Here is a 9199-nt window from a genome sequence, read left to right as displayed (position 1 = left end):
GGTGTAGGAAGCGACGACCGGGGCCGTGATGTCGATATCCTCACGACCGAAAATGCCGCCTTCGCCAGCATGCGGATTGAGCGCGGCAACCGCAATGCGGGGATGGGCAATGCCGAGGCCGTGCAACGCCTCGACCGTCAACTGGATTACCCGCCGCAACCGGGGCTCGGTCAATTTCGACGGAACCTGGGCGAGCGCCACATGCGTCGAGACATGGCTGACGCGAAAATCGCCATGGGCAAGCATCATCACGGAATCGCGGGCACCTGTCAGTTCTGCCAGCATGTCGGTGTGACCGGCATAGTGATAGCCGGCCAGATTGAGCGCTTCCTTGTTGAGAGGAGCCGTAACGATGCCTGCAATTGAACCGGCCTGTGCCAGGCGAACGGCTTTTTCGATCGCCAGATAGGCGAGGCGCCCGCCTTCGGCCGACATGATGCCTGTCTCAATGGGGGTCCGTTCGGGGCCGGCTTCGAGAATGGCTACCGGCGGAAAATTCCCAGCGGCTGAAGCCGACGGTCCTTCCTCCTCAATGCGTCCGGAAATCGGCTCCATTGCACGCATCGCGGTGACGCTGCCGATAATGAGAAGCGACAACGATCCGTCGGCAAGGCGCGGTTTCAGCCGTGCGCATGCCTTTGCGATGATCTCAGGGCCGATGCCCGCAGGATCACCCATGGTGATGCCGAGTCTTGGACCAGACATAAACGCCCCTAATCGGTCAATTGTGGTCATCTTCTAATCCTTCTAACCATGAATGCGCAATAGTTTTCTTTTGCAGTCATTCGCAATCACCTGAATGGCGAAATCCGCCTGTTTTCACACGTCTCTGTGGGGGCAGTCCCCGTGTAGCCGGCTGCCGACCCATCGTTTGACGTCATTTGACCGGCGAGAATGGACCCGCCCGATGTCTTTGCCGGCGATCGTCGTGATTAGCGACGCGCGAGAGCCGCGAGCCTGCAGAGCAGGGCGCTGTCGCCGAACGCGCCAGATTTGGAAATTGTGGCTAGCCCCTCGAAGACGCCGCCTTTGATTCTGGAGATCGGAAGCCCCGGCTCAATCTCGCTCTCGACCGTGAGTTCGACAACGCCAAGGCTGGAGCACACCGATCGCAATGTTTCGCCGCCAGTGACGAGCAGCGTTCCGGGCTTTGGCAAGCCGTCGAGGAGCGAGGCAAACACCTTGCCGATATGATCCGCCACCGCGTGGCGATCACCTGATGCAACGACGGTGACAACCGACGGCGCACCTTGCATGATCCGTTTCGCCAAATCCCTTTTCGCTTTGTCGATGTCGCGCCCCACGACGATATGCGCATCGGCATGCCTGGCGGCAAAAAAGGCCACCTGTCCCGCTGTGACTTCGTGATTTGTGCCGACAAGGCCCAGGAATGGGGCGGACAATGCCGGAACAGGCTTGTGTGGTATGCCTAGGTGTCGTGCCAGCGCTGCAGCGAGGCCGCCCGTACCAACCCAGAGCGTCCGCGGCGCGCACGCCGTGGCAACGATTTCGTCCAGGTCCTTGTCCGTTTCGGCGTCGTAGAGAGTGATGAAATGAACTGGCCGTGCCGCCGGTATCGAACGCCCAGCCGAAAAGCGCTGGCCTAGACCGGCGACGATGTCGGGACCTACCATTTCGGGCCGATCGAGCCGCCATTGACGCCCAAGGCGTGTAACACGGCCATGAAACGGGAACGCAGGCGCCAGAACAACGCGCTGGTACGCCCCCTCGGCGATACAGGCTTCTATTTCGGCGATGACGTGACCGCGCAAAAGGCTGTCGATCTTCTTGAAGCTCAGCTGTCCGTCGGCGAGCCATGGTGCGAACCTCAAGTGTCTCGCGACGGCCGTCGTCTCGGCGCCCTCACGTGTGGCGATATCGACAGCCAAACGGGCCGAGAACGCACGACCCAGGTGCCAACTCACCCCCATGCCGTGGCTTGGCGAGGCGAAGCAAACCGCGCTATCCAGGGCGCCGGTCAGGTCGTCGGCGATGATCCGGACATCCACAGGCTCAAGAGCGCTCAACTGAAGAACCCGAACGGCTGACGCGCACGACCCGGACGTTCACATCGAGCGTGCGGAGATTGGTGAGGCTGGCCTGATCGATGCCCTCGTCGGTAATGATCTGGTGGATATCGGCCAGACGGCAGATGGTGCAGAAATTGGGAGCGGTGAATTTGGAATTGTCGGCAAGCACGACGACGCGGCGCGCCGCGGCGATCATCGCCTGCTTCATCGCCGCGACCTCAAGCGAGGTCTCCGTGAGCATGTCTCCGGTGATGGCATGAGTGCCCAGAATGGCCACATCGGCGTGGATGGTGCGCAGGAAATTCTCGCCAGGCTGGCCAACCAGAGTTAGAGAACCCGGCTTGCAGGTGCCTCCAAGCATGACGAGGCGTACTCCCGGCACGGTTGCGAGTATCTGCGCGATCGCGAGACTGTTGGTGACAGCCGTAAGCGCAATGGGTGCAGCCGCGATGGCGCGGGCGACTTCCAGAACAGTCGTGCTTGAGTCGAAAATGACACTCTGGCCGGCGCGAAGTTCCGACATCATGGCCGCACCTATGGCCTCCTTTTCAGCCCTGGCGAAGTGCGCGGCAGTGGCGAGATCCGGCTCGAAGGTGGCGAGTTCCGTGCGTTGAAGCATCGCTCCGCCATGCGTTCGCTCCAATGCACCCTGCCGTTCCAGCGTCTCGAGGTCGCGCCGGATGGTAGAAGGTGACGCGCCGATGAGGTCGATGAGTTCCTGAACGCCGACGGTTCCTTCCCGTTTAAGGCATTCGAGAATGAAAGCGTGACGCTTGGCCGGGATCAGATCGACCCGTCCACGCCCGCCATCGTCTTCCCATGACCCGGCGGACGCTGAGGGCGCCATATCTTCCACCGTTGATCTTCGAACATTCTTAGCCACGTTCGCATCTCCGCACAGTGCAGCAACGCTCGCCGGAATCACAGCGAGCCCAGCATCGCGAATATCACGAATTCGTCCGACGATCCCACTGGTTTGTCATGTCAATGAGCGAATTCTTATCGCTTTTGGCTTTATTAGAATTATTTTGACTGATTTTGACCACATGTGATAATCACGGTTCGTCAACCGTCGTCACTTGATGGTTGGAAGCGGGCAGTTCTGGTCAAAATAAATGAATCAGCAATGCAAGGGCCTGCGGGCTCCGTTGCGAACCGGGTTGGAGGAACCATGTCTTTCTTGTCGAGGCTGAAATCGGCCGTCGTCGGCGTCGTTGCCGCGGCCTTCTTGTCAACGGCGGCCGTTGCGGCCGACGGCCCCACGGTCGGCGTTGTCGTGCCGACCCTGGATGCCCAATTCTGGAACAGCTATGTCGCTTTCATGAAAAAGGGAGCGGATGAACTCGGCGTGAATCTCGTCGTGCTCAATGCCGACAACAAGCCTGACCAGATGGTCAAGTCGCTTGAGGATCTGGTGGCCCAGAAGGTCGACGGCATAATCTTCACGCCCTACTGGGCCACTGCGGCCCGTGGGCTTACCTTGGCGAAGGAAGCCGAGATACCGGTCATCCTCACCGACAGTTATCCGGATTTTTCGCCTCAAACCGAGCGTTTCCCCAATTACATCGCCTTTATCGGGCCGAGCGATGAAGACGCTGGATACCAAATGGCCAAGGCGCTGTTCGCTGCGATCAAGCCCGGGCCGGATGGCAAAAAAGTGATCGGTGTGGTCAACGGCACTGCCGGCACCTCGGTCGCCATTGATCGTCGCAAGGGGCTGGAAGATGCTCTCAAGGAAGCGCCCGATGTGCGGGTCGCCGGTGAAGTCGACGGCAATTTCGTCCGTGATACGTCACAGACCGCCTTTGAATCACTCTTCCAGGGTAATCCTGACATTACCGGCGTCTGGGCCGCGAACGGCGGCACTGCGACCGGCGTGATGGCTGCTCTCAAGAATCACGGGAAAAAGCCGGGGAAGGACGTCATGGTCGTCGCAATGGATCTCAACCCTGAAAATGTCGAAGCGGTAAAGTCCGGCGAACTGCTTTTCGACATCGGCGGTCATTGGCTTCAGGGCGGCTTCGCCCTTGTTGCCCTTTTCGATCAGATCAAGGGCATTCCGGTTCCCGCCGGCGCCGACAATGTCAAGCTGAAGCTGCTGCCGCTGACCAAGGATCGCGTTGCGCAGTTTGAAAAGGACTTTCCGGGCGGCGTGCCCACCTATGATTTCCGGCAGCACTCCCGCTTTTACAACAAGGACGCCAAGCCGGCCGTTTTCGAGATGCAATACAGCAACTAAACGTAAGGTTCGGCCTGCCTGCAAGCGGTTGCAGGCAGGCTTCTCCCTGGCATTGGCGTGGTTCAATTCATGACGCTTACCGCGAGCAATTTGCGCAAGACTTACGGCCAGACACGTGCCGTGGACGGCGTCTCGGTGGTGCTTCGGCCTGGTATCGTTCACGCCATCGTCGGTGAAAACGGAGCCGGCAAATCGACGACCCTGCGTATGCTTGCCGGTGCCGAACGGCCTGACAGTGGCGAGATGACCTTGGACGACGCAAGATACGCCCCACCAAGTGTTATCGGTGCGGCGGCCCTTGGCGTGTCGCTTGTTTACCAGGAAATCACGATCAACCGTTCGTTGTCTGTCGCTGAAAACATCTTCATCGATCGCCTGCGGCAGTTCACCGGGCGCCTCGGTCTCATCGATCGCAGACGCATGGAAGGAGCGGCGCAAACGATCCTCGAACGGATCGGCGCGCAGATATCGGTCTCTGCGGAGACAGGCCGCCTCAATCTCGGCGAGCTGAAATGCATCGAGATCGCCCGCGCGCTGTCTACGGATCCGAAGATCCTCCTTCTCGATGAATCCACCGCCTATCTCGATCATCGAGAGGTCCAGGCTGTCCTTCGCGTCATCAGCGAACTCAAGGGGCAGGGGATGACCGTGGCCTTCGTTTCTCATCACCTCGACGAGGTGATTGCCGTCGCGGATGAATTGACGATCCTGAAGGATGGGCAATTTGTCGGAACTTATCGCACGGCCGAGATCGAGCCCCACGAAATTCATCGCCGCATGGTGGGGCGCGAGCTCGCGAAAAGTATTTATCCGCCGCGACCGGCGAAAGATCCGGGCAAGGCGGCGCGGGGTTCCGTCGTTCTCGAAGTCAGCGACGTCGCCGTTGGGCGCGAACTCAGCAACGTCAGCCTGGATGTTTGTGGTGGCGAAATCCTCGGCCTTGCCGGATTGAAAGGCGCTGGCGCCGAAGCGCTTTTCGCGGCCATTTGCGGCGATTTGCCCATGCGCCAAGGCTCGATGACGCTGGCAGGCGAGCCCTACGCGCCATCGACCCCGACTTTCGCCTGGCGACAGGGCGTCGCTCACCTGCCGGGTGACCGCAACAATGAAGGACTGATCGCCGAGTTCAGTGTTCTCGACAATCTGGTGATGGCCCACCCACCGCACCATGGGCCATTATTCGATCGCGCCGCCGCCATCGCCATCGCGCGTGATCTCATCGCTCAGGTCGGCATCAAGACCCAAGGCGTAGATGCATCCTGCCGCTCCCTCTCCGGCGGCAATCTTCAAAAGGTGGTGATCGGCAAATGCTTAGCTGTCGGACCTCGCCTGCTGCTGCTCAACAATCCTACGCGTGGCGTTGACGTCGGCGCCCGTGCGGAAATCTACCGCATCATACGGCAGAAGGCGGCGCAGGGCGTCGCCGTAATCCTGTCTTCCGAAGACATGTCTGAACTGATCGGCATGTCAGACCGCTTGCTGGTGCTCCGACAGGGATACGTCACGCATCGCATCGAGAACGCAGCCGATGTCACCGAACACGACATCATTGGACATATGGCCTGACTATGAAGACGAACGAGACAGCAAGCCCCACAACGCCGAGCGCAAGCGAACCGACCCTGAACGCAAGCAGGTTCGAAGTCGCCAAACGCGCCTTTCCGCTTGCCATGCTCGTTCTGCTGGTCGTGATTTTTTCGATGTCCTCGCCACGCTTCCTGACCTTCAGCAACCTTCTTATCGTGCTTCAACAGGGCACGGTGCTGCTGGTTGCGGCGCTCGGCATGACCTTCGTCATCATGGCCGGCTCCATCGATCTTTCGGTCGGTTCAATCGTTGCACTCGCGGCATTGGTGGCCGCTCTGACAGCTGACAGCCTTGGCGCTGCGGCGATCATTCCCGCCATCGCCGTTGGTTCCGTTGCCGGCTTGATCAATGGCGTGCTCCTCGCCAAAGGCAAGGTGCCGTCCTTCATCGCAACCATGGGAGCGATGGTGGTCTACCGCGGCATCGTGCTTCTTTTTACCCGCGGCGCCCCGGTCTCCATAGAGGACGAGCAATTCCTGGACACCTATACCAACCGGACCTTGGGCATTCCGCATTCCGTGGTCATCGGCCTGGTGCTGACGGTTGTTGCCTATGTCATCATCAACAAAACGGTGTTCGGACGCGAGGTTCGCGCTATTGGCGGCGGGGAACGTGTCGCCATCTTAACGGGCATCCAGGTCGCCCGCGTGAAAATCTACATGTATGTACTTCTCGGGGCCCTGTGCGGCATCGCGGGATTGCTGCAGGGCGCTCGCGCCATGGCCGCCACGGCCCAGCTCGGCGAGGGGCTTGAACTGGACGTCATTGCCGCGGTGGTCGTCGGAGGGACGCCTTTGACCGGAGGTGTCGGCAGTGTTGTCGGTACCGTGCTGGGCGTTCTGATAATCACGCTTCTGTCGAATGGCATGAACATGGCGGGCGTCGACCCATATCTCCAGAATATCGTCAAAGGCACTGTGCTTGTTTGCGCCGTATTCGTAACCATCGATCGAAAGAAGATCGGCATCATAAAGTGATGGGAGACATTCCGTACGCGGCCGTCACCGGACTCCATGGCTGCGCGGATTGAACCGCAGCCATCGTTTCAACTCGGCCATGAAGGCCGCGTCAGCCATCTGCGCCTCGTTGCCGGCAACGATCAGGTCCCGCACCTGACCGACCCGCGCACGGTAGGTAAGCAAGACGAGACGCACACCCGGCGTTCGGTGGACTGTCGAAGCGCCTCGATATCCGCTGAAGGCACCGAGCGCCCGTCATATTCCGCTCCGATGGATTGCCGCCTGGGAATGGCGGCAAGCAGCATCGGCGAGCCATACTGGCTTCAACTACCGCCGACAGAAGACATTGCCAAAGCATGCCGTGCCGGTTCGATCTCCGACTTTCTCATGCTCCCGGACCTTCTCGCGTCTTTCGGCAACCTCGAATACGATGTCGTGGAAATGGCCCTGGCAAATCAAGACGACTGGGACAGGTACGAGGCAGCCAAGTGGCTCACTATGCGCCTTGGCTCGACGCAAATCCCGAGGACGACTTCGGGAGAGATGTTCGAGCCCAACTTACCTCGGAACCCGTACGACATGCCGCATACACGCGTGAATACTTGGGTTGGGGTGTGTTCGCGCTGATGGCGCGGTGATGTGGAGGGGTCGTAAGCTGCCTTTTTTGCGTTGCAGCAGCTTGAGGTTCGGTCAAGAGGTATCGGGCTATAGCGTAAAACGGCGGTTCACCGCGCCGCTTGGTGGAGTGCGGTGATCGGCGGCGGTATCGCGCCGCGGAGGGCAATCGGCGGCTGATGGCGGAGAGAGCGTCAGCCAATACATCGTACGGTGTCGTCCATGGCCGTCCATAAGATGCTGTAAAAACAAAGCCTTGCGCAAATGTCCCGGCTTATTCATGTCCACTGCCGTTCATTGCAATTCGCTGGAATCCCGAATACGATGTGGGTTGAAATGTGGGGTGGCGACTTAGGGTGACGCATTGAAAAACTCGGGTAGGCATCCAGACAAAGCGCTGAGCGCGTTGCAGGTCAAGCAAATCAAGGCTCCTGGCCGATACGCAGACGGGAATGGACTTTATCTGGTTGTTGACCCATCGGGAGCCAAACGCTGGCTGCTCCGAACCGTCGTCCAAGGCCGGCGGCGCGACATTGGTTTAGGCGGTCTTTCAATCACATCGCTTGCCCAAGCGAGGGAGGCGGCACAAAATTATCGCAAGGTGGCGCGCGACGGCGGCGATCCTCTGGCAACGCGGCGTGAAGCTCGTAGAGTCGTCCCCACCTTTCAGGTGGCGGCTGAGACAGTCCACGCAGAACACGAGGTCAGTTGGAAAAACCCTAAGCACGCAAAACAGTGGATCAACACGCTGGCCCAGTATGCGTATCCGGTTATTGGCGACTACCGGGTGGACGCGATCGGGACGCCTGACGTGCTTAGGGCACTTTCGCCGATCTGGTTGACCAAACCCGAGACTGCGAGGCGAGTCCGCCAGCGGATCAATACCGTCCTGGATTGGGCAAAGGCGGCGGGTTACCGGTCGGGCGATAATCCGGTGGACGGGGTCAGTCGCGGATTGCCTAAACAAACTGATTCTGATCAGCACCATGCCGCCGTCCCTTTCTCAGAGGTCGCCGGCTTTGTCCGAGCGCTCCAACAATCCGGTTCCGGGCCGGTTGCTAAATGGGCATTCGAATTTTTGATCCTGACCGCTTCCCGAACAAGCGAGGTTATTCAGGCGAAATGGAGCGAGTTTGACCTCGCGTCCAAGCTCTGGACCGTGCCGGCAGCACGCATGAAAGCGAAGCGCGAGCATCGTGTGCCGCTAACGGACCGTTGCATTGAAATTTTGGAATCCGCGCGGGCTTTCTTCCCAAGTGCCGATTTCGTTTTCCCGAATGCATCCGGTGAAAGCCCGATGTCGAACATGGTATTCTTGGCTATGATGAAGCGCATGAAGGTCAAGGCGACAGCCCATGGTTTCAGATCAGCTTTCAGGGACTGGGCAGCGGAAGAAACCAGCTTCCCGCGTGAAATCGCAGAGATGGCGTTGGCTCATACGATCGCGAACAAAGTTGAAGCCGCCTATAGACGCGGTGACCTCTTGGAGAAACGGCGGGAGATGATGCAAAGTTGGGCAGACTTCGTAGGGGAGAATAGTGTTGCCACCCCGAGTACGTAAAGGCCACGCCGCGTCCAGCGAGAATGAAGTCGCTGCACCGCAGTATCACGCCGGCCAAGAATTTGCAGGTGAGGGCCTATTCGCTTTAAAGGGCGAGCATGGGAGTTACCGAAGAGCAAAGGTAGTTCTGGACAACGTTAATCGATACAAATTGCCAAATAATACGGTGCGTAAGTTTTCCCTATTAAGTAAAGTTAGAATAATATGC

General features: G+C 59.2%; 8 protein-coding genes. 5 read left to right on the top strand and 3 right to left on the bottom strand.

Annotated features, from left to right (window positions below; genetic code table 11):
- The 3 genes from CN311_RS18350 to CN311_RS18340 form a co-directional block, all read right to left on the bottom strand.
- Positions 1–705 (bottom strand): PdxA family dehydrogenase (locus CN311_RS18350; RefSeq protein WP_245440868.1); only part of this gene is annotated, 705 nt, incomplete at its 3' end.
- 227 nt (positions 706–932) lie between these two features.
- Entirely contained in the window at positions 933–2027 is a 1095-nt protein-coding gene (locus CN311_RS18345; protein WP_097575159.1) for a four-carbon acid sugar kinase family protein, read from the bottom strand.
- On the bottom strand, positions 2014–2955 hold the full coding sequence (locus tag CN311_RS18340; protein ID WP_342586685.1) for a DeoR/GlpR family DNA-binding transcription regulator: 942 nt from the start codon (positions 2953–2955) through the stop codon (positions 2014–2016). The genes CN311_RS18345 and CN311_RS18340 overlap by 14 nt, the downstream gene beginning before the upstream one ends.
- A gap of 123 nt (positions 2956–3078) precedes the next feature.
- On the opposite strand from CN311_RS18340, the gene CN311_RS18335 reads away from it, so the two are divergent.
- The 5 genes from CN311_RS18335 to CN311_RS18315 all read left to right on the top strand — a co-directional run bounded on the left by CN311_RS18335 (position 3079) and on the right by CN311_RS18315 (position 8991).
- Positions 3079–4269, top strand: a complete 1191-nt coding sequence (locus tag CN311_RS18335; RefSeq protein WP_133117213.1) for an ABC transporter substrate-binding protein — start codon at positions 3079–3081, stop codon at positions 4267–4269.
- Between the two features lie 69 nt (positions 4270–4338).
- Positions 4339–5835 (top strand): sugar ABC transporter ATP-binding protein, encoded by a 1497-nt coding sequence (locus CN311_RS18330; protein WP_097575156.1) that lies wholly within the window; start codon positions 4339–4341, stop codon positions 5833–5835.
- Positions 5836–5837: 2 nt separating this feature from the next.
- On the top strand, positions 5838–6833 hold the full coding sequence (locus CN311_RS18325) for an ABC transporter permease (protein ID WP_097575155.1): 996 nt from the start codon (positions 5838–5840) through the stop codon (positions 6831–6833).
- Between the two features lie 36 nt (positions 6834–6869).
- Positions 6870–7442, top strand: a complete 573-nt coding sequence (locus CN311_RS33470) for a hypothetical protein (RefSeq protein ID WP_245440867.1) — start codon at positions 6870–6872, stop codon at positions 7440–7442.
- A 352-nt stretch (positions 7443–7794) separates the two neighbouring features.
- A complete protein-coding gene (locus tag CN311_RS18315) occupies positions 7795–8991 on the top strand; it encodes a tyrosine-type recombinase/integrase (protein ID WP_245440866.1) in 1197 nt (398 codons plus the stop codon).
- Positions 8992–9199 lie beyond the last annotated feature (208 nt).

The sequence above is a fragment of the Mesorhizobium sanjuanii genome (genome assembly GCF_002529485.1).
GTDB classification, from domain to species: domain Bacteria; phylum Pseudomonadota; class Alphaproteobacteria; order Rhizobiales; family Rhizobiaceae; genus Mesorhizobium; species Mesorhizobium sanjuanii.
Note: the sequence above shows the minus strand (reverse complement) of the source record. Positions and strands in the feature narration are given on the sequence as shown.